Origin of the sequence: Chelativorans sp. (genome assembly GCF_031180965.1) — a bacterium.
Classification (GTDB): domain Bacteria; phylum Pseudomonadota; class Alphaproteobacteria; order Rhizobiales; family Rhizobiaceae; genus Chelativorans.
Genome location: NZ_JAPSLH010000023.1, coordinates 19,990 through 39,417, shown reverse-complemented (window position 1 = coordinate 39,417; position 19,428 = coordinate 19,990). Strand labels below are relative to the sequence as shown.

General features: G+C 65.4%; 20 protein-coding genes. 9 read left to right on the top strand and 11 right to left on the bottom strand.

The features are described 5' to 3' along the window. Positions 1 to 49: 49 nt before the first annotated feature. Entirely contained in the window at positions 50 to 1,354 is a 1,305-nt protein-coding gene (locus RIN79_RS16140; protein ID WP_309085703.1) for an extracellular solute-binding protein, read from the bottom strand. 246 nt (positions 1,355 to 1,600) lie between these two features. After that, positions 1,601 to 2,239 carry a helix-turn-helix domain-containing protein gene (locus tag RIN79_RS16135; RefSeq protein WP_309085702.1) on the bottom strand — a complete coding sequence of 213 codons (639 nt, stop codon included), beginning with the start codon at positions 2,237 to 2,239 and terminating at the stop codon, positions 1,601 to 1,603. Positions 2,240 to 2,338: 99 nt separating this feature from the next. On the opposite strand from RIN79_RS16135, the gene RIN79_RS16130 reads away from it, so the two are divergent. From RIN79_RS16130 to RIN79_RS16120, 3 genes are read left to right on the top strand one after another with little or no spacing between them, the layout of a single operon-like run. After that, positions 2,339 to 3,535 carry a Tm-1-like ATP-binding domain-containing protein gene (locus RIN79_RS16130; protein WP_309085701.1) on the top strand — a complete coding sequence of 399 codons (1,197 nt, stop codon included), beginning with the start codon at positions 2,339 to 2,341 and terminating at the stop codon, positions 3,533 to 3,535. Between the two features lie 8 nt (positions 3,536 to 3,543). After that, complete coding sequence (locus tag RIN79_RS16125; RefSeq protein ID WP_309085700.1) at positions 3,544 to 4,398, top strand: phosphoenolpyruvate hydrolase family protein; 855 nt, start codon at positions 3,544 to 3,546, stop codon at positions 4,396 to 4,398. A 1-nt stretch (position 4,399) separates the two neighbouring features. Next, positions 4,400 to 4,816 (top strand): cupin domain-containing protein, encoded by a 417-nt coding sequence (locus RIN79_RS16120; RefSeq protein WP_309085699.1) that lies wholly within the window; start codon positions 4,400 to 4,402, stop codon positions 4,814 to 4,816. Positions 4,817 to 4,840: 24 nt separating this feature from the next. Here RIN79_RS16120 and RIN79_RS16115 read toward each other — a convergent pair whose 3' ends face one another. The 9 genes from RIN79_RS16115 to RIN79_RS16075 all read right to left on the bottom strand — a co-directional run bounded on the left by RIN79_RS16115 (position 4,841) and on the right by RIN79_RS16075 (position 12,877). Beyond that, positions 4,841 to 5,263 (bottom strand): SH3 domain-containing protein, encoded by a 423-nt coding sequence (locus RIN79_RS16115; protein ID WP_309085698.1) that lies wholly within the window; start codon positions 5,261 to 5,263, stop codon positions 4,841 to 4,843. Between the two features lie 165 nt (positions 5,264 to 5,428). Then, complete coding sequence (locus tag RIN79_RS16110; RefSeq protein WP_309085697.1) at positions 5,429 to 5,926, bottom strand: YidB family protein; 498 nt, start codon at positions 5,924 to 5,926, stop codon at positions 5,429 to 5,431. Positions 5,927 to 6,007: 81 nt separating this feature from the next. Further along, the gene (locus RIN79_RS16105; RefSeq protein WP_309085696.1) at positions 6,008 to 6,520 is read right to left on the bottom strand and encodes a hypothetical protein; all 513 of its coding nucleotides are present in this window, start codon (positions 6,518 to 6,520) and stop codon (positions 6,008 to 6,010) included. A gap of 281 nt (positions 6,521 to 6,801) precedes the next feature. After that, positions 6,802 to 7,629 carry a carbohydrate ABC transporter permease gene (locus RIN79_RS16100; protein ID WP_309085695.1) on the bottom strand — a complete coding sequence of 276 codons (828 nt, stop codon included), beginning with the start codon at positions 7,627 to 7,629 and terminating at the stop codon, positions 6,802 to 6,804. Beyond that, on the bottom strand, positions 7,626 to 8,498 hold the full coding sequence (locus RIN79_RS16095) for a sugar ABC transporter permease (protein ID WP_309085694.1): 873 nt from the start codon (positions 8,496 to 8,498) through the stop codon (positions 7,626 to 7,628). The genes RIN79_RS16100 and RIN79_RS16095 overlap by 4 nt, the downstream gene beginning before the upstream one ends. Before the next feature lie 15 nt (positions 8,499 to 8,513). Next, positions 8,514 to 9,800, bottom strand: a complete 1,287-nt coding sequence (locus tag RIN79_RS16090) for a sugar ABC transporter substrate-binding protein (RefSeq protein WP_309085693.1) — start codon at positions 9,798 to 9,800, stop codon at positions 8,514 to 8,516. A gap of 30 nt (positions 9,801 to 9,830) precedes the next feature. After that, the gene (locus RIN79_RS16085; RefSeq protein ID WP_309085692.1) at positions 9,831 to 10,559 is read right to left on the bottom strand and encodes an SIS domain-containing protein; all 729 of its coding nucleotides are present in this window, start codon (positions 10,557 to 10,559) and stop codon (positions 9,831 to 9,833) included. Then, complete coding sequence (locus RIN79_RS16080) at positions 10,556 to 11,290, bottom strand: GntR family transcriptional regulator (protein ID WP_309085691.1); 735 nt, start codon at positions 11,288 to 11,290, stop codon at positions 10,556 to 10,558. Before RIN79_RS16080 ends, RIN79_RS16085 begins: the two co-directional genes overlap by 4 nt. Positions 11,291 to 11,371: 81 nt before the next feature. Further along, entirely contained in the window at positions 11,372 to 12,877 is a 1,506-nt protein-coding gene (locus RIN79_RS16075) for an FGGY-family carbohydrate kinase (protein ID WP_309085690.1), read from the bottom strand. Positions 12,878 to 13,084: 207 nt separating this feature from the next. Here RIN79_RS16075 and RIN79_RS16070 point away from each other — a divergent pair, with 207 nt between their 5' ends. The 6 genes from RIN79_RS16070 to hisD all read left to right on the top strand — a co-directional run bounded on the left by RIN79_RS16070 (position 13,085) and on the right by hisD (position 19,427). Next, positions 13,085 to 13,855, top strand: a complete 771-nt coding sequence (locus tag RIN79_RS16070; RefSeq protein ID WP_309085689.1) for a glucose 1-dehydrogenase — start codon at positions 13,085 to 13,087, stop codon at positions 13,853 to 13,855. Positions 13,856 to 13,985: 130 nt separating this feature from the next. Continuing rightward, a complete protein-coding gene (locus RIN79_RS16065; protein ID WP_309085688.1) occupies positions 13,986 to 15,125 on the top strand; it encodes an ABC transporter ATP-binding protein in 1,140 nt (379 codons plus the stop codon). 33 nt (positions 15,126 to 15,158) lie between these two features. Then, positions 15,159 to 16,271 (top strand): PotD/PotF family extracellular solute-binding protein, encoded by a 1,113-nt coding sequence (locus RIN79_RS16060; RefSeq protein ID WP_309085687.1) that lies wholly within the window; start codon positions 15,159 to 15,161, stop codon positions 16,269 to 16,271. A gap of 83 nt (positions 16,272 to 16,354) precedes the next feature. Next, positions 16,355 to 17,299: an ABC transporter permease gene (locus RIN79_RS16055; RefSeq protein ID WP_309085686.1), complete on the top strand. Its 945-nt coding sequence runs from the start codon at positions 16,355 to 16,357 to the stop codon at positions 17,297 to 17,299. Next, positions 17,296 to 18,096 (top strand): ABC transporter permease, encoded by an 801-nt coding sequence (locus RIN79_RS16050; RefSeq protein WP_309085685.1) that lies wholly within the window; start codon positions 17,296 to 17,298, stop codon positions 18,094 to 18,096. Before RIN79_RS16055 ends, RIN79_RS16050 begins: the two co-directional genes overlap by 4 nt. Positions 18,097 to 18,110: 14 nt before the next feature. Then, entirely contained in the window at positions 18,111 to 19,427 is a 1,317-nt protein-coding gene (hisD, locus tag RIN79_RS16045; RefSeq protein ID WP_309085684.1) for a histidinol dehydrogenase, read from the top strand. The last annotated feature ends 1 nt before the right edge of the window (position 19,428 follow it).

Below are 19,428 nucleotides of genomic sequence, written 5' to 3'. Positions count from 1 at the left end.
CAGGAAGGGGAGGGGGCGGAGAGCCGCCCCCTCGTGAACGTCACTGGCTCTAGCGGTTGTATTTCTCGAAGGTCGCCTTCCAGTCGGCGGCCAGCGCGTCGAGGGTCTCCTTGGCTGTGCCCTGATCGCCGGTCACGAACGGATAGAGGCGCTGGTTCGCCTGCTGCAGGAGCTCGGCATATTCCGGGGTCGCCCAGAAGTCCTTCACCTTAAACATGGTCTGGTAGAATGCCTCGTTATAGGGCGTGGCATTGCGGAACTCAGCCGATTCCAGCGTTGCCGCGTGGCAGGTGTAGCCGCCCAGCTCCGCCCAGCGCTTCTGCACGTCATCGCGGATGAACCATTCCAGGAATTTCATCGCCTCCTCCTGGTTCTCCGAATAGGAGACAATGGAGATGCCCTGGCCGCCGAGCGCGGCAAACTGGTCCCCGTCCGGCCCTGCCGGATTGGCGAAGAAGCCGGTGTTCTTGGCATGCGGGTTGGTCGCTTCGTTGACGAGCGCCGGGAAGAAGGCGAAATAGTTCATGCTCATCGCCGCCAGACCCTCGGTGATGGCCTGGTTGTCCTCGACGAAGAAGCTCTTGGCCCAGCCCGGCGGCGTGAACTTATACAGTTCCTTATAGATCTCGAGGGCAGCGACATTCTTGTCGGAATTGATGATGCCTTCGACCTCGTAGGTCTCGTAATTGCCAAGCTCGCCGCCATAGCTGAAGATGGCGTTCTCCACACCCATCACCAGCGCGTCGTAGGAGTTGTCGGTGTAGATCGCGATGCCGTAGCGGTTCTCGTCCGGGCGGTGGAAGAATTCCGCGAGGTCGCGCAGCTCCTTGAAGGTCTTCGGAACGGCCAGCTCGTAGCCGTATTTGGCCTGGAAAGCCTCCTTTTCCTTCGGGTCCTCGAACCAGTCCTTGCGGTACGACCAGCCGACCGCGTCGCCCTCCGCAGGAATCGCCCAGTACTTGCCCGAATTCGATGGATATTCGGCATAGTATTTGACGGTGGCCGGAGCCATCACCTCGTTCAGCTTGTGCTTGTTGAAGAACTCGGTCAGATCGACATAGTGACCGGCCTCGGAGGCAGCGCCAAGCCACTGCGAGTCGCCGACGATAAGGTCATAGGCGCTGCCGCGCGCGTTGAATTCGGTGAAGGCCTTGGTCTGGAAATCTGCCCAGGGCGTCGTCTCGACCGTGACCACGACACCGGTTTCGGCCTCGTATTCGTTGACCAGTTCCTGCAGGTAGTTGGCCGGATCCCACTCCGCCCAGAAGATGGTGAGCTCCTGCGCGAGCGCCGACGTTCCGCAGGACAAAGCTAAGCCGATGCCGGCAAGCATGCCGGTCCATTTCATGCGCATGTCGAAATCCTCCCAATTGCACCTACGCATTTGCAGGACCGCGGCAGCGCCGGCTCCTGCACTCCTCCTGTCTTGCCGTCTCCCGACGCGAAGCCTCCCAGCTTCTCCGTCGCGCTGCGGATGCGATGGGATCAGTGGCCTCCTCGCCTCGTCTCCCCGCAAACGCAGCCTCGCGGCATCCCTGCACCCCTATTTCTCGCCTCCCTCCACGCCCTCCTTTGCCAGCGGCCTGGCGTCTCGCGCCATTTAAATCGATTTTGCCTCTGAAATGGCTGCACGCACAAGTGTATTTGCAGCCCACTGTGCAACTGTCTGCGCCTTGCCCGCCTCGAGCCCCCAAATGTCCTTGAGCACGATCAGCACCTCCACCCCGAAGATCAACGACAGTGCCTGCGCCAGGCGATCGATCTGAGCCTTGGTGAGTTCGCCCTTCAGCGGCGCCAATGCGTGCCGCAGGAGCTCGACACGATGACCGCGCTTGAATTGCGGCTCATTGCCGAGCGACCCCGCCTGGCGCTGCGCCCATTGCTCGAGCGAAAGCTTCAACGCGGCTTTGAACGTCGCCTCGAACTCGTCAATGCGGGGCAGGGAGGTGGAGAACAGCTCCGCCACCCGTTCCTCCGCGCTCGCCGCGCCCGACTTCCACGTGAGAATGGGCCCTAGCGCTTCTCCCACCACCGCATGCACGAGGGCAGCCTGGCTCGGGAAATATCGGTAAGCGGTAGCGCGCGAGACACCCGCCGCCTCCGCCACCTCGCTCACCGACGGCGTGACGCCGCGCTGCATCAGCCGCGTGGCAGTCTCCAGCATCAGGCGGCGGGTCCTTGCCCGCGGACCGCGCTCGACCTCCTCCACCGGCCCGAACTGTTGACGTGAGACTTCCATGTCAATACGATACGCGCGTCTCAAAATTTTGCAACGGCCTTTTTGTGAGGCCTTTGCGCGGGGAGGAGAGTCCGGCAGGCTTGCCGGCGAGAGGGAGCCATGAAGCGCATCCATGTGGTCGGCACGGCCGACACCAAGGGCGAGGAGCTCGCGTTCCTGGCCGACGCGATCGCCGGAGCCGGCGCGGCGGTGCTGCGCGTGGATGTCGGCACGCGAAATCCCTCCGTCGCGGTGGACGTGCTCGCCGCCGAGGTGGCAGCGCACCATCCCGACGGTGCCGAGGCGGTGCTCGGCACGAGCGACCGGGGCAGGGCGGTTTCCGCCATGGGCGAGGCCTTCGCCAACTTCATCGCCGCGCGCGAGGATGTGGCGGCGGTGATCGGCATTGGCGGCGGCGGCGGCACGTCCATTGTCACCGCCGGCATGCGCCGGCTTCCCTACGGCTTGCCCAAGCTGATGGTCTCGACCCTCGCTTCCGGAGACGTATCGCCTTATGTCGATATTTCCGACATCGCCATGATGCCGGCAGTCACCGACATGGCGGGCATCAACGGCTTGAGCCGCACGATCCTGCACAACGCGGCGCAGGCCATCGCCGGCATGGCGGCGCGCCCGGCACCGCGGGCGGAGGGGCGGCCGGCTCTGGGCCTCACGATGTTCGGCGTGACGACGCCATGCGTGACGGCGATTTCGCAGCACCTGCGCGACCGGTACGACTGCATGGTCTTTCATGCGACCGGGACCGGCGGGCGCACGATGGAAAAGCTCGCCGACAGTGCCATGCTCGCCGGCATCGTCGACATCACGACCACTGAGGTCTGCGACTTCCTGTTCGGCGGCGTCTTGCCGGCCACGGCGGACCGGTTCGGCGCGGTTGTGCGGACCGGGCTGCCCTATGTCGGGTCTCTCGGCGCCTGTGACATGGTCAATTACTGGGCGCCGGACACAATCCCGGAACATCTTCGTGGCCGCAATCTCTACCGCCACAACCCGAATGTGACGCTCATGCGCACCACGGCGGAGGAATGCCGGGCCATCGGCGAATGGATCGGCACCAGGCTCGATGCCTGCAAGGGCCCGATCCGTTTCCTCATACCGGAACGCGGCGTCTCCGCGCTGGATGTCGAGGGCGGAGCCTTTTTCGATCAGGAGGCCGACGCGGAGCTTTTCGCGGCGGTGGAGCGGACCCTGAAACCCGGCCCCGGCCGCCAGATCGTCCGCTTGCCCATGCACATCAACCATCCCGAATTCGCCAAGGCCGCTGCCGCCGCCTTCCTCGAAATCGCCAACCCGTGAGGCGCCGAATGCCATCCATACCCCGCAAGACCATCTTGGAAAAATTCCGCGCCATGATCGCTGAAGGCCGGCCGATCGTTGGCGGCGGTGCGGGCACGGGGCTGTCAGCCAAGGCTGAGGAGGCCGGCGGGATCGACCTCATCATCATCTATAATTCCGGCCGCTACCGGATGGCGGGCCGCGGCTCCGCGGCGGGGCTCCTCGCCTATGGCAACGCCAATGAGATCGTCAGGGAAATGGCCGTCGAGGTGCTACCCGTAGTGAAGCGGACGCCGGTCCTCGCCGGCGTGAACGGCACTGATCCTTTCGTGCTCATGCCGCGGTTCCTGGCCGAGCTGAAGGCGATGGGGTTTTCCGGGGTGCAGAACTTTCCCACCGTAGGGCTCTTCGACGGTCGCATGCGCCAGAGCTTTGAAGAGACGGGAATGGGTTTTGGGCTCGAGGTGGACATGATCGCGACCGCCCATGAGCTGGATCTCCTCACCACCCCCTATGTCTTCAACCCGGAAGAAGCAGCCGCCATGACCAGGGCAGGCGCCGACATCGTCGTCGCTCATATGGGCGTGACGACCGGCGGGGCGATCGGCGCCACCTCGGCCAAATCGCTCGACGAGTGCGTTGCGGAGATCGAATCCATAGCTGCCGCCGCCCGCGCGGTGCGCGAGGATGTGATCGTGCTCTGCCACGGCGGGCCGATCGCCATGCCGGAGGACGCGCGCTACGTGCTGGAGCGCTGCCGCGGCTGCCACGGCTTTTACGGCGCGAGCTCGATGGAACGGCTGCCGGTCGAGGTGGCTATCCGCGAGCAGATCGAAAGCTTCAAGCGTCTGCCATTGCGCGTGAGGACTGAAACGGGAGGATGAAATGAGCGGCAGCGAGAGGAATTTTGTCTATCCGGACGAGGTTGACGTTTTTGCCTTCGACTGGGGCCGGCTGGCGCTGACGGTTGGACCGGAGGTGAGCGGCGCGGAGCGCTTTTCCGGCGGCGTGGTCGACCTCCAGAGAGGGCAGGGCCACGCCCGCCACAGCCATCCGGGCGCGGAAGAGATCATTTTCGTGATTTCCGGCAGCGGTGAGCAGATGGTGGAGGATGAGGCCGGCAGCCCTGTCGTCCACCAGGTGCGTGCCGGATGCACCATCTATGTGCCCGAAAGCCGCTACCATTCCACGCTCAACACGGGCAACGAGCCGATGCGGCTTTTTGTGGTCTATTCCCCTGCGGGGCCCGAGCAGGCGCTGCGCGACCTGCCGGACTTCCGCCTGATACCGGCGCGCGGCTAGGCGGACAGGCATCGAGTGGCCCGGTCAGGGCGTCGGCGCGGAACCTGGGAGAATCACCGGTCCAGGACCGATAAAGGGCGGCATCATCTGCCGCGGCGCGTCCGGCGGGTAGGCGGGGCCGGGGCCGAAATGCGGAACACGCGGCCGGGGAGTCGGGGTCGGGACCGGTGGCTGAGGAGACTGGAGCACCGCGGAGGCGGCGGGGGCAAGGCGCGAGGCGGCGACCCAGCCGGGCGGCAGGCCGCCCGCGCGCACGTCGCACCATCCCCGCTTGCAGCCGCGCAGGTCCAGCGGCGTTTGCGGCGGCAGGACGGCGAGCCGCGCGTAGCGGGTGCCGGGGCCGGCCCGCAGCACGGCATTGGCGGTGGTATATGTCTCTGCCGCGGGCGCGGCACCCGCAAGGAGCACTGAGCCCAGCAGGACTGTCCCCAAAAGTCTCGCTCGCATGGTCCTACCTCCTATAGGCGCGCCGGGGGAGTCGCAGGCCAAACGGATCGTGTCGCTTCGCTGACGGCAGACGATGCAATGCCGGAGATCTCCAGCATTGCATTGCTTTCGGCCGGATCACCGAACCCTCCCCCAAGCCCCGGCGGGCGGGGGAGGGCAGGCGTGTCAAGCCTGGGTCTGCTGCTGCGGCAGGAACATGGATTCCAGTTCCTGCACGTTGGGAAGCTTCCCGTTCTGGCTGAGCTGGTCGATCAGGCCGGGCAAGGCCGAGGACAGCTGCGTCAGCAATTCCTGCTCGTTGAGCCCGGTGTGCTGGGCCAACTGAGACACGGTATTGGGGCCCAGCGCCGAGCCAAGATGGTTCGGGTCGATGGGCTTGTTGGGGCCGTTGCCGAGCCAGGAGTTGACCACGTCGCCATGGCCGGCATTCTGCAGGGTGCTCAGCAGGCCGCCGAGGCCGCCCGCAAGAGCGCCGCCCAGGGGAACCGCACCCGCGCGGGTGCCGGCGCCTTGCGCCGCTGCGCCGGCGCCTTGCGCCGCCGCGCTCTTGTTGTGAGCGCTTACCATCTTGCCGACGGCCAGCGCGCCAAGCGCGAGCATCAGTGGCTTGCCGACGCCGGTGCTGGCCGGCCCAGGGTTCAGAATATCACCAAGAAGTCCCATTGCTTTTCTCCGTTGCGAAAACCGTGATTGTGTTGGCCGCTCGAGGCAAAGCGGCGGCGCATCGCGAATGCGGGCGCCGTCTCAGCCGCCGCCCAGACGCTTGCTGCATTCGCTGTAGTAGCCGCCGCCCTTCTGGATCCAGTTCAGGCCGCCATTGCCGCCATTGGCCTTGTTGGCACGATATTGGTCGAGGCAGGTGTGCATGCGCGCCTTCCCAGCCGACTCGTTCGAGTATCGCTGTGAGACTGCCGAGGGGAAGATCGCATTGCCCGAAGGGGACCCCGTGTTGCCGCCGGAAAGGCCCAGATCGCCCAGCAGGCTGTTGAGCGCCGAGCCGGTGCTTGCGCCCGCATTGGCCGTTTCCGCCGCCGGCGCGCTGCCGCTCGACGTTCCGCTGTTTGCGGCTGAAGCGTCCGAGCTGCACTCGGTCTTGCGGAAATCGTTCCACTTCATTCCGTTCAGGGCGCCGCTCGATTTCGCCGCCTGATATTTTGCGCTGCACTCCTGCATGGTCAGAGCCTGAACCGGCGCGGCTCCGGCGAAAATGACCAGTGTGGCCGCGGCGACGGAGATACTCAAAGTACGAACTGACATGGGATCGCCCTCACAGAGCTGAGAATTTCAGAATTGCCGGGCGGTTTTGCTTGATTGCACATTCCCGCCGAGCAGGTCAGCACTAGAGCGCAAGAAGATATCGTATTCAACTTGGATTACTGCGCAGAGTTTACGCACACAAAGGAGAACACTTAAATATTTTCTAAAAAGAATACTGCATCCGGCAAATAGGGTCCGGAACATCTGCATCATCGCGCTTACTTCAGGAGAGAAGCGACCTCGAGGGTGAGCAGGCAGCTTACCGGCCCAGGCACTCTTCCTTACTTGACCGCGCCCTCTGTGAGGCCGCTGACGAATCCCCGCCCGATCAGCGCGAAGAGCGCGACGACGGGAATGATGGCGACGGAAGCGCCCGCAAGCAGCAGGCCCCAGTCTATCTGGTATTGGCCGATGATGCCGGAAAATCCGACCGGCAGCGTGCGCTTGGCGTCTGAAAGGATGAGCACCGAGGCGAAGACATATTCGGTCCAGGCGCTGATGAAGGCATAGATGCCGACGCTGGCGATGCCGGGAGCGATGAGCGGGATCATGACGTGGCGGAGGATGGCCAGGAGTGAGGCGCCGTCCATCAGCGCGGCCTCCTCGATCTCCTTGGGGATGCCGGCAAGGAAGGAGCGCAGCATCCAGATAGCGAACGGAAGCGCGAAGGCGACATTGACGAGGATCAGCGCCGGCAGCCGGTCGACGAGGCCGACCTTCGCGAACAGCCCGAAAAGCGGGATCAGCACCACGATGGACGGGAAGGCATAGGCAAGCAGGATCGTGCGGTAGAAAAGCGCCCGCCCGGGAAAGCGCAGGCGGAAGAAGGCATAGGCCGCCGGCAGCGCCAGCAGCAGGGTAAACATGGTCGAGACGGCCGCCACGATAAGGCTGTTGACGAGGTAAACGGGATAGTCCGAGGCCGAAAAGAGCTTCTGGTAATGCTGCAACGTGAAGGAGTGCGGGATCATCGTCGGCACCCGCGCGATGATCTCCTGTGGAAGCTTGACCGATCCCGTCAGAACCCACCAGAAGGGCAGGCCGACAAGGGCAGCGAAGAAGGCGAGGCAGGCGAGGAGCGCTGCGGTCCAGCCGACGGGGCGGCTCATCTTGCCTCCCCCTTCTCCAGCGTCCGGGTGGCGATGACGGCGAAGACCATCAGGAAGACGGTCGCAAGCACCGAGATGGTTGCCGCCTCGCTGAGGCGATAGCCCTTGAAGGCCGTCTCGTAGATGAGCACCGGGAGCGTGCGCGAACCGCCCGCCGGACCGCCCGCCGTCAAAAGCCAGATGACGTCGAAGACATTGAAGGACAGGAGCGTCCCGATGACGGCAAGGACGGAGAGCGTCGGCGCAAGCAGCGGCCAGGTGACATAGCGAAACCGGCTCCAGGTGCCCGCACCATCGATGCGCGCCGCCTCGTAGAGATCGCCGGGAATGCGCAGCAGTCCCGCAAGGATCATAAGGGCGATGAAGGGGAACCAGCGCCAGGAATTGATGAAGATGAGGGTGGCCATCGCCGTCCAGGGGGTGGCGAAGAACCCCACCGGCCGCTCAATGAGGCCGGACTGCACGAGCAGCGGGTTGATGATGCCGCCGGAAGTCGAGAAGAGCCAGCGCCAGATGACGACCACGACCACGGTCGGCACGATCCAGGTGATGATGATCCAGGTGCGGGCGACCCGTACGCCCGGGAATTTTTCGGCGAGCACGAGCGCGGCGGAAAGCGCGAGCGCCGTCTGGAGCACGGCGTTGGCCACGACCCAGACCACGCTGAGCCCCGCCGCGCGCCAGAATTCCGGCGCCGCAAGGATGCGCTCATAGTTCGCCGTCCCGACGAAGGCCCCCGGCGACCCGATCACCCGCACGTCCTGCATGGAAAGCGCGAGAGCCTGCACCAGCGGCCATCCGAGGATCGCCGCCAGGAAGAGAAGCGCCGGCGCCACAAAGGCGAATGCGAGAGCAGGGGATTGCGGCATCCGGCGCGTTGGTCCCTATCGTGCGACGTCTTCCATGCGGGCTTGGCCCGCGGCCACGGCCTCCTCGGCGCTCTGCCCGTTGACGACGATGTTCTGCAGCGTCTCGGCAATGATGTTCTGCGCCGATATGGCGGCAATGGAGGGGAAGGTGCGTCCGCTCGTAAAGCCGAACAGGCGCCCGTTCTCGGCATTCTTGATCACGGTCTCGACCTGGCTTCTGTATTTCTGCACCATCGGATCGGACCAGAAGCTCTCGGCTTTTGCGCCGTCCGCCGTCACCGGCATGAAGAGGCCGGGCTCCATATTGAGGAACCGGCCGTAATTTTCCGGCTCGAGCAGGAAGGAGACGAACTTCTTCGCCGCCTGAAGCTTCGCCTCGTGCTTGGACAGGAGCATCACGGCATTGGCATAGGATATCGTGTGGTGGCCTTCCTGCCCCTCCGCATGGGGGATGGCCGCCACGCCGAGATCATTGGCGTCGCCCTCGGCCTGTGAATCATAGGTGGCAATGACGGAGAACTGCAGCACCATGGCGCAGCTCCTCGACGAGAAGCAGGCTTCCGCCTCACCCCAGGTCCAGGACGTGGAGTCTGCCGGCGAGAGCTTATGCATATCGGCATAGAACTTATAGGAGGCGACCGTCTCCGGGTTGTTGAAGCGTAGCGTGCCATCCTCGTTGTAGATCTCGGTCGCCCCGCCATTCACCATGAAGGAATAGACGGTCTGGTCCGTGTAGAGCTGCTTGTTGGCGGGCAGTCCGATGCCGTGAACGCCGTCGGCCGAAAGCTTTTCCGCCGCCGCCTTCCACTCGTCCCAGGTCGTCGGCACCTCGATGCCCGCCTCCTGGAACACGCTTTTGCGGTACCAGAGGTTCATGGCCATGTTGTAGAGCGGCACGGCCCAGACGCCGCCGTCATAGCTGTAGGCATCGACGGCGCTGTCGACGAAATCGTGCTTCGCGTCGAGTTCCTCAACGAAATCCTGGACCGAGGTGAGGGCGCCGATATCCTTCAGGATGGGCGTGAAATCGGGAATGGCAAAGAGGAGATCGGGGCCTTGGCCGGCCGAGATGGCGGCCGGCGCCTTGGCATAGACCTCGCCCCAGTTCTGCGGCTCCTGGGTGACCACGATGTCCGGATTGGCCGCATTGAAGGCGTCGATCAGCTCCTGCACGCGCTGTACGCGGTGCGGCGGCTGTTCCATATGCCAGAGCTTCAGCTCGATCTTCTCCTGCGCGACCCCCGCCGAAGCTGGCGTGAGCAGCGTTGCGCCCGCAAGCGCGGCTTTCAGCATCGTTCTCATTGCCGTTCCCTTTCCCTGTTGGTCTGCCCTTTAGAGGTGCGGATTCCGGGGCCGGAACCGCGCCACCAGCTTCGCATTGATCTCCTTGGCGCCGGGCATATTGGCGCTGAGATAGATCGGCGCGTCGCCGTCGGCCGAAAGCCGGGCTGCGGCGCCCGCAAAGATCGCGTTCATGATCGCCACTCCGATAGCCGTGGACACGGGACCCACTTTGAGATCGCTGCCCGGCACGGCAAGCACGGCGTCCCCCGGCGGCGCCCCATTGTCGAGCACCAGATCGGCGAGGTCGGCAAGGCGCGTCGCGCCCTTGGCGGCCGCGGTCGAATAGTCGACCGAAGTGATGGCGATGACGCGCGCGCCCTTCTCGCGACCGTAGCGGGCGGCCTCCAGCGGGGCGGCGTTGATGCCGGAATTGGACGAGACGAAGAGCACGTCACCCCGGCCGATACCGTAGCGTTCCAGGATCGGGCGCACGACCCCCTCCATCCGCTCGAAGACCGTGCCGGCCACCGCGCCCTCATGCAGCATTGTCGGTCCCGCCAGGATCGGCACGGTGATCGCCAGCCCGCCCGCGCGGTAGTGCACTTCCTCCGCAAGCATGTGCGAGTGGCCGGTGCCGAACACATAGACGCGGCCATCGCGCCGCGCCGCCTCGACGATCATCTCCACGGCTTGCGCGATCGGCTCCGCAAGACCTGTGCGCAAGGCGGCCAGGCGATCGGCGAGGTCGGCAAGATAGGCGTCGGCAACGGCGTTCATGGCGCTTCGCAAGCTCCGATCGTGAGGTGGACTTTCATGACGAAGAAATCGCCGCGGTAGACGGAGCGGACGAATTCGAAGGCCCGGCCGTCCTGGTCGCGCGCAAGGCGCGTCAGCTTCAGGACCGGCGCTCCCGGCTCGACCTGCAGCGTCCGCGCGGTCTTGGCATCGGCGATGCTGGCCGTCAGGCTCTGCTCGGCGCGGGTGGGCATGATGCCGAACTGCGAACGCAGAGTGCCGTATAGCGACGTACTGCTGAAATCGGCCCGCTCGAGCAGATCAGGCGTGCGCTCGGCGGGGATCTCCGTGCTCTCCAGCGCCACGGGCACGCCGTCTGCGAGGCGCACCCGCACAAGGCAATGGACACGAGCGCTGCGGGCGAGGGCGAGCGCGATCCGGCAGGTCTCGTCCGGCATGTGGGTCTCGGCGGACAAGACCAGGCTGGTGACCTGCCGCCCCTGGCGGGCCATCTCCTCGGTAAAGCCGGACAGCGTCTCCAGCCGCTGCTCGATGCGCGGATTGCCCACGAAGGTACCCTGGCCGGTACGGGTCTCGATCAGGCCCTTTACCGACAGGTGGCGCAGCGCCTGCCGTGCGGTCATGCGGCTGACGCCCAGCTTTTCGGCGAGCACGCGTTCCGACTCGATCTTCTGGCCGGCCTTCAGCCTGCCCGAGCGGATCTCGGCTTCAACGTCCGAGGCGATCCTCAGATAGAGTGGCGCGGTGCCCATGCGCGCGGTCCTCGTCCCCGGTATGGACTGACAAGTATGTGGTATATACCACTGTCGCGTCGCTTCCGGCCGCTGTCAACATCAATCCTTGCGCGGGCGGAGCAACCGGTCGCGCGTTTCCCTGTAGCGCAGGAGGGCGGGTAGGAGCGCCGCGGCTCCCTCCCTGTCCGACCGGTAAGAGGTTCCGCCGCCCGCAGCGGATGCGGAGGCATCGGCGACGGAGGCGAAATGGCCCGCCGCAGTAGCGGCGAGCAGCGCCGCCCCGCGCGCGCCGAACTGCGTGCCCTCGGGCACGTGCACGTCCCGCCCGGCAAGATCGGCGATCATCTGCGCCCAGACCGGGTTCTGCGCCCCGCCGCCCGTGAGCAGCACCCGGTCTCCGGCAAAATCGAGGGCGTCGAAGAGGTCGCGCATGGCGAAGGCCACCCCTTCCATCACGGCACGGAAGAGCGCTGCCCGGTCGTGCCGCGGCACGAGCCCGTGGAACTGGGCGCGCGCGCCGTAGTCGACCACCGGAGCGATGATCCCGCTTTCCGAAAGATAGGGCAGGTAGACGAGCCCGTGCGCGCCGGGCGGCACGGTCCCGATCATCTCGTTCATCATGTCGAAGCGGTCGGGCCGGGCGGCAAGGTCGGGTGCGAGCGCGGAAAAGGCCCAGTCGAGATTGAGTGTGCCGGCCACATTCACCATGGCGCGATACCAGCGGTGCCCGGGCAGGGTGAAGAGAAGCCCCAGATCGGCCGGTTCGAAGACGGGCCGGTCGTGGCAGACGCCGACCATGCAGGTGGTGCCGAGCACGGCGGTCGCCATTCCCGTGGCAAGCCCGCCGGCGCCGATGACCGTGGCGGGCACATCGCCGGCGCCGATCGCGACGGGCAGTCCGGAGGGAAGGCCGATCGCATCGGCGGCAGCCGGCATCAGACCGCCGATGAAGCGTTCCGAATCCATGACCGGCGGCAGCAGTTGCGCGAACTTCTCGAGCCCGAAAAGCGCGATCATGGCGTCGCTGCGCGTCCGCTCCCGCGCGCTGCCGGGGATGACCGAGGCCTCGCTGCGGTCGGTAGCCGCAAGGCCGGTGAGCCTCATGCGCAGAAAGTCCTTGTAGCTCATCACGTGCGCGGCGCGGGCGAGGATCTCCGGCTCGTTCTCGGCGAGCCAGGCAAGCACCGGCAGGGTGCAGCCCTGCTGCATCATAGAGCCCGACGAGGCGAAGATGCGGCTGAGGAAGCGCGCGTCGGCGGCGAGCCTGCGCTCGATCCAGCCCTGCGCGCGGCTGTCCTCCCAGGTGATGCCTGGCCGCAGAGCATTTCCTTCGCCATCCACCACCCAGGCGCCAACCATCGCTCCGGTAAGTCCGATTCCGGCGATGCGCGAGCGGTCGACGCCGCTCTCCGAGACGACCCGGCGAAGCACGTCGAGGGCCGCCTGCCAGGCTTCCTCGGGATCGAGTTCGCTCCAGCCCGGATGCGGCCGCAACAGCGTCGTGCCCCGCCGCGCCTCGCCGAGCTGTCGGCCGGCGAGGTCGAAAACCGCCGCCTTCGTCAGCGACGTGCCGGCGTCTAGGCCTATGAAAAGCGGGCCGTTCATCGTTTTGGGATCCGGACGCTCAACTCGTTTCCTTACCTTCGCGGCGCTTGGCAGTGCGGCCCATATACAAATCCGGCATCGGCAACAACTCGGATGTCCCTCCGCAGCCGGTTTTCGTGACCGCCGATGCGGCGATTGACTTGCGCAGCCGATCGGTGAACGAGTGCGGGATTGACTGCCACCGTCGCAGGCAAAAGGGCAAGCGCAATGGACCTTCCGAAACTCTTCGATCTGACCGGCCGCAAGGCGATCGTCACCGGTGCTAGCCGGGGGATCGGGCAGGCCATCGCCGAAGCTCTCGCATGCGCGGGCGCCGAGGTCGCCGTGACCGCCCGCGATATTTCCTCGCTCGAGGAGACCCGAAACCGGATGAAGAGGGCAGGCAGAGAGGTGAGGGGCTTCTCGCTTGACGTTCGCGACGCCAACGCATGCGCGGAGGTGATCGCCGCCGCGGCCGAGGCGATGGGCGGCCTTGATATCCTGGTCAACAATGCGGGCTATGAGGAGATCCGCCCGGCGCTGGAGGTGGACGAGGCTCTATGGGAGCGGATCGTCTCCACCAACCTCAAGGGCGCCTTTTTCTGCGCCCAGGCGGCCGCGCGGGCCATGGCGCGGCAAGATCGCGGCGCCATCGTCAATCTCTGCTCGCTCACTTCCTATGTGGGCGTGCCGACGGCCGCACCCTACGGCTCGTCCAAATCCGGGCTCCTCGGCATGACCCGCGCGCTTGCCACGGAATGGGCCCCGCTGGGCATCCGCGTGAATGCCATCGCCCCCGGCTATTTCCGGACCACGATGACTGACATCTTCTATCGCGATGAAGGATGGCAGGAGGCCATGCTCGGAAAAATCCCGCAGCGGCGTTTCGGGCAGATGGAGGATCTGGCAGGGGCCGTGCTGTTTCTGGCGAGCGACGCCTCGGCCTATGTAACCGGCCATTGCATTCCCGTCGACGGAGGTTTTCTGGCCTCGATCTGACCGGGCCCCCCGCGGACGCGGCAGCTTCCGCCCATCCTGAAAAGGGTTGTTCTTCCACTTTGTACATGGTTGTATATACCACAGGGGGGTTTGGCGCCCGAAGAGGCGTCGGGGCTCAGAGGGGCAGGGAATGCGATATGCTGGGGCCGGGGCGGCTGAAGCGCCGGGCAAGCAGGCGGTTGCCGTCTCCGTTCAGGACGTCAGCATGAGCTTCGATGGCTTCTATGCCGTCAAGGATGCCGCGTTCGACCTCGTCAAAGGCAAGTTCCTGACCATCCTGGGCCCGTCCGGCTCCGGCAAGACGACATTGCTTCGGCTGATCGCCGGCTTTCAGCGGCCGACCAGCGGCGAGATCGTCATCAATGGCGAAAAGGTCAGCGCCGTGCCGCCGCACAAGCGCTCCATCGGCATGGTCTTCCAGCGGCTCGCGCTCTTCCCGCACATGACAGCGGCGGAAAACATAGCTTTTCCTCTGAAGATGCGGCGCCATGACGCGCGCACCATCCCTGACAGGGTGGAGCGCTATCTCGAGCTGGTAAGGCTCGGCGGCTACGGTTCGCGGCGCGTGCATGAGCTCTCCGGCGGACAACAGCAACGCGTGGCCATTGCGAGGGCGCTCGTCTTCGAACCCGATCTTCTCCTTCTCGACGAGCCGCTCGCGGCGCTCGACCGCAAGCTTCGCGAGGAGATGCAGCTAGAATTCCGCCGCATCCAGCGCGAACTCGGCGTCACCACGATAAACGTGACCCATGACCAGCGCGAGGCGCTCGTTGTCTCCGACGAGATCATCGTCATGGAAGGCGGCGAGATCCAGCAGAAGGCCCGGCCGGCGGAGACCTACCGCAACCCCGCCAATCCCTTCGTGGCGAATTTCATCGGCGTGACGAACTTCATCCGCGGCAAGGTGCGTCTGAGCAGCGGTCGCGACGTCATGCTGGAATACGACGGATTTGCGTTCCCGGGCATCGTGGCGGATGCGAGCAGCGCACCCAACACGGGCGGCGGGGCCGCAGGCGCCATTCGCGCCGAACAGATACGGCTCTCGGCAGACAAGACTGCGCTGGCTGGCCTCGATACGGTGACCCAGGGGATCGTTGCGGACGCCATCTTCGAGGGCGAGCGCGTGGTCTACGAGGTGCGCGTGCCCGCCCTTGGCGGCGCACTGCTCAGAGTGTTCGACCATGACCCTGCCGGCCATACGGAATTCGAGCCGGGTGCCCCTGTGCACCTTGGATGGAATAGACGCGATCTACTTGTGTTCAACGATTAGCCGGACGAACCGGCAGACCAGAGGAGAACGGACATGAACGAAAGAATGTTTTTTGCCGCCTTGAACCGCAGGAGGTTCCTACAGGGGACGGCGGCGCTCGGCGCCGCAGGGGCCTTCTCGACGCTCGGCCTGTCCCGCGCCTTGGCCCAGGAGCCGGAAAAACCGGGCGAGCTTATCGTTCGCGCATGGGGCGGGAGCTGGGTGGAAAGCCTGAAGGCCGGCGTCTCCGACAGCTTTACCGCCAAGACCGGAATCGCCATCCGCCACGACCTGACGGAGGACAACGAGATCCAGCCCAAAGTGTGGGCCGCCGTCGCGCAGGGCCGCGTGCCGCCGATCCACATCAACTGGGATACGACCACGAACGCCACCAAATCCGCGCTGCGCGGCGTGACGGAAGACCTGTCCGACCTTCCGAACCTCAAGAACACGACCGAGCTTGCCAAGCCGGTCGGCCTCGACGGCTATCCGATCGTCAATACCTACGGCTATGTCTATGTGCTGGCCTACCGGCCGGAAGCCTTTCCCGACGGCCCGCCCACTTCCTGGAAGGTTCTGCTCGAGCCGCGGCTGAAGGGGCGCATCGCGCTCTACAATGACGGCATCGGCTTCCATTTCCCGGCACAGGTTGCAGGAGGCGGGAAGCTCAAGGACATTCCGGGCAATATGCAGCCGGCCTGGGATTTCATCGCCAAGGTGAAGGAGCAGCAGCCGCTGCTCGGCGAAGATCCGGATTTCACCACCTGGTTCCAGAAGGGCGAGATCGACGCCGCCTGCACCATCTCCACCAATGCCCGCGAGGCCAAGAAGAACGGCATCGACGTTGCCTGGACGGTGCCGGAGGAAGGCGCCAAATTCGACACGGACGGGCTCTGGATCCCCAAGGGCCTGCCGGAGAACGAGCTCTATTGGGCCAAGCAATATATCAACCACGCGCTGACGCCGGAGGCGCAGCAGGTCTGGCTCGACGGGCTGGGACTGCCCGGCGTGGTGCCCGGCCTGAAGCCGCCGGCCGATCTCGTCGGCGATCCCTCCTATCCGACCACCGAGGAGGACTTCAAAAAGCTCATCCGCATCTCGTCCAAGGTCCAGGTCGAGAACGAGAGCGACTGGTTCGCCAGGTTCAAGGCCATCATGCAGGGCTGACGTCCCGCCGCTCCCGACCCAGGGCGGCGGACGAGCGGGCGGTGTTCGTCGCGCCCGCTCGTGCCCGACAGCCGGAATTGCCCATGCGAGCTTCAAGAACCGCCTACCCCCTCACATGGCGCGTGATGGACGCGCTGGAGGCCTTCGCGGCCGCGGTCTGGCCAGCGCGCTTCGACCGCGCCGTTCCGTGGCTGATGCTTGCCCCGGCGCTGCTGCTGGTCGGACTGCTCGTGCTCGGGCTGATCCAGATCGCCGACACGAGTCTCAGGACGCTCGACCCCTCGACCTTCCTGATGTCGGAGGATTACACGCTCGCCAACTACCACCGGGCGCTGACGGAGACCCTTTTCGCCACGGTCGCCACGCGCAGTCTCATCGGCTCGCTTATCGTCACAGTGGTTACCCTCATCCTCGCATTTCCCTACGCCTATGTGATGGTGCGCACGCCTTCGGCGCTGCTACGGAAGCTTTTGCTGATCGCTCTCTTCCTGCCCTTCTTCATCGGCCAGGTCGTGCGTGCCTATGGCTGGCTCATCATCCTCGGCAACCAGGGCATGGTGAACGAGGCGCTCGGCCTCATCGGCGTCGAGCCCGTGCGGCTCCTCTACAATTACCCCGCCGTCCTGTTCGGGCTGGTGCAGTATATGCTGCCCTTCGCCGTCTTGATGCTGGCGCCGGCGCTGACCGCGATACCCGAGGAGCTTGAGGCCGCGGCAGGTTCCCTCGGCGCCGATTGGGTGCGCAGCTTCGCCTATGTCGTCCTGCCGCTCGCCCGTCCGGGCCTGATCGGCGCGGGGCTCGTGGTCCTCACCCTCTCGCTGACCGACTTCGCCATGCCCGCCATCCTCGGCGGCGGCAGCCAGGACTTCATCGCCAACGCCATCTACGACCAGTTCTTCCGGACCTCGGACCAGGGGCTCGGGGCAACGCTCGCCCTGCTGCTCGTCGCCGTGGGCTCGCTTCTCGTCGGCCTCGTCTTCACCCTTTTCGGCGCCGGCACGCTCGCCATGGGAAGGGCGCGCCGATGACAATGCCGCTCAGCAAGGCCATCTTTCTCTGGTCGCTCGTCATCGCCGTCCTGGTGATGCTCTCGGCGCCGACCATCGTCGTGCTCGGCGCATCCTTCACCTCCGGTAATATCATAACCTTTCCGCCCGAGGGACTGTCGCTCAAATGGTATGCCAGGATCGCCGGCGCGAGCGACCTGCGCGGCGCTTTCCTCCGCTCTCTCTACGTGGCGGCGATCTGCACCATTATCGCCATTCCCGTCGGCACCCTGGCCGGGATCGCGCTCGCCAAATACGCGCTACGTTTCCAGCGGACGATCCAGATCTATCTGCTCCTGCCCTTCACCATCCCGCTGATCGGCTCCGGCATAGGGCTGATGCTCGTCTTCGGCGAGGCGCGAGTGCTCGGCCAGCTTTGGCCCATCGGCGTTGCCTGCTGCGTCATCAACCTGCCTTTCATGATCTGGGCCGTGACGGCGAGCGCGGCGAGCCTCGATCCGGATCTCGAGCTCGCCGCCGCCAATTGCGGCGCGCCGCCGCTCTCCACTTTCCTGCATGTGACGCTGCCGGCGGTTATGCCCGGCGTCATCAGCGGCTCGCTGTTGATGTTCATCCTGGCGCTCAACGAATTCCTTGTCAGCCTGCTTCTGGTGGACGCGCGCATCGTCACGCTGCCGGTGCAGATCTACAATTCCATACGCTCCATCATCACGCCCGATCTGGCAGCGATTTCGGTCGTCTTCATCGCCTGCGCAGCGGCGGCAATCGTCCTGCTCGACCGGCTGGTCGGGCTCGACATCTTCCTCAAATCCAAATGACGGCAGGAAAAGCAATGTCCGACGTCTCCTTTCACGAACTGGAAAAGCTCGACGAGCCGGGCCGCGCGGCACTGCTTCGCCGCTCCGAAACCGACCTTTCGGCCTTCGTCGAGAAGGTGCAGCCCATCATCAAGGCCGTGCGCGAGGAAGGGGACGCAGCCCTTGTTCGCCTTGCCCGCGAGCTCGACAAAGCCGATCTCGCGATCGGCGGGCTCAAGGCGAGCGAAGCCGAGTTCGAAGCGGCGTTCGGCAAGGTCGAGAAGGAGGTGATCGAAGCCATCCGCTTCGGCATCGACAATATCCGCCGCTTCCATGAGGAGCAGAAGCCCGAGGCCATGTGGCTGAAGGAGATGCGCCCTGGCGCCTATGCCGGCGACCGCTTCACGCCGATCAGGTCGGTGGCGCTCTACGTCCCCCGCGGAAAGGGCGCCTTTCCGTCCGTCACCATGATGACCGCAGTGCCCGCGGTCGTTGCCGGCGTGCCGGAGCTTGCCATCGTTACGCCGCCCGCGCCGGACGGCTCCGTGGATGCAGCGACGCTGGTCGCCGCCCGTCTTGCGGGAGTGGAGACCGTCTATAAAGTGGGCGGTGCCCAGGCCGTCGCCGCCGTGGCTTACGGGACGGAGACGGTGAAGCCGGCTCTTAAGATCGTCGGACCCGGCAGCCCATGGGTGGTTGCCGCAAAGCGCCTGCTTGCCGGCGTCATCGATCCCGGCCTGCCCGCCGGACCGTCGGAGGCCATCATCTTCGCCGATGAGAGCGTCAAGGGCGGACTCGCCGCGCTGGACCTCCTGATCGAGGCCGAGCACGGCCCGGACTCATCCGCCTATCTCGTCACGCACAGCCGCCGGGTGGCGGAGGAGGCGCTTGCCGCCTTGCCTGAGCATTGGGCGCGCATGACCGAGCAGCGCGTGGCCTTCTCCATGGCGGTGCTCACCGGCAGGTGTGGCGGCATCGTGCTGACGCCGTCGGTCGAGGAGAGCTACCGCTTCATCAACGACTACGCGCCGGAGCACCTGGAGATCCTTTCAACCGATCCCTTCGCCCATTTGGGCCATATCACCGAGGCAGCCGAAATCCTGATGGGCCCGCACACGCCCGTGGCGATCGGCAATTTCGGCCTCGGACCGAATGCGGTCCTGCCGACCAGCCGCTGGGCGCGCACCTACGGCCCGCTCTCGGTCATGGATTTCGTCAAGCGCTCCTCCATCGGCTATGTCACGGCCTCCGCCTATCCGGAATTCGCAAGACACGCCGTGACGCTGGCGCGCTATGAGGGTTTTTCGTCCCACGAGCACGCCGTCTCCGACATCCGCAAGGCCTATCTCTAGG